2 protein-coding genes are annotated in these 1048 nt (G+C 71.6%); both read left to right on the plus strand.

Going from position 1 to position 1048, the window contains the following annotated elements:
- The first annotated feature begins 93 nt into the window (after positions 1-93).
- Positions 94-372, plus strand: a complete 279-nt coding sequence (locus tag ACFR9S_RS06730; protein WP_379818315.1) for a DUF7521 family protein — start codon at positions 94-96, stop codon at positions 370-372.
- A 96-nt stretch (positions 373-468) separates the two neighbouring features.
- A partial coding sequence (locus tag ACFR9S_RS06735; protein WP_379818316.1) for a DUF4097 family beta strand repeat-containing protein occupies positions 469-1048 on the plus strand: 580 nt, incomplete at its 3' end.

Consider the following 1048-nt stretch of genomic DNA (forward strand, 5'->3'; position numbering starts at 1 on the left):
AGGTCGGCGACGTGCCGGCGACAACGCGCGCGCTGGTGGCGACGGCGAGCCAGCTCGCCGGCCTCCTGATCGTGCTCACGGTGGTGTTCGACCGTGGTTGACGCCGCCACGCTGCTGGTGCTGGCCTCCGGCGCGACCGCGGCCGCGGGCAGCGTCGTCGCGTGGCTGGCGTATCAGGGGTACCGGCGCAACGACAGCCGGGCGATGCGCTTCCTCGCGATCGGGGTGGCCTGCATCGCGGTCGTGCCCTTCTTCCTCACCTACGGCGCCGGCCCGCTGTTCGCGCTCTCGGACGCGGCGACGCTGCTGGCGGTCTTACTCGCGAACATCGCCGGCCTGCTCGCGGTGCTCTACTCGCTCGAAGGTACCTGAGTCGGGGAACGAATCCAGTACAAATAGGTTTCGACGACTGGGCGCCGTGACAGTCGGCGAACACGGTTGAAGTGCTCCGGGGGCGACGGGTCTCGTATGGAGCGGACCTCCACCAGACGACGACTGCTCGGCGGCGTCGGCGCAGCACTCGTGACCGCGCTCGCCGGCTGCACCGGCGCGACGCCGTTCGTCGGCAAGCGGCTCGAAGACGACCGAACCATCCCCACCGAGGGCGCCGCGGCGCTCGCCGTCGACGCCCGGGTCGGCGACGTGACCGTCCGCGGCGAAGAGCGCGACGACATCGACGTCGAGATGGTCAAGCAGTCCAGTTCGGTCGGCGGCGACCTCTCGAAGCTCGACCTCGCGGTCGAACGCGAGGGGGACCGGCTGACGCTCGCGACCCGCTACACCGGCGAGAGCTCCCTGCTCGGCGGCACGCCGTCGATGGACCTCACGATCCGTGTCCCGCGCTCGCTCCGCGTCGCCGAGATCGACGCCAGCGTCGGGGACGTTCGGGTCGAGGGCGTGACGGGCGACCTCGCCGTCGACTCCTCGGTCGGGGACGTGACGATCCGGAACGTCGAGGGCACCGTCACCGCCGAAGCCAGCACCGGCGACGTACGCATCGAAGGCGCGTCGGCGGTCGGCGACGTGCGGGCCGACGTGGGCGACCTCG

The sequence above is a fragment of the Halolamina salina genome (genome assembly GCF_042678005.1).
GTDB classification, from domain to species: domain Archaea; phylum Halobacteriota; class Halobacteria; order Halobacteriales; family Haloferacaceae; genus Halolamina; species Halolamina salina.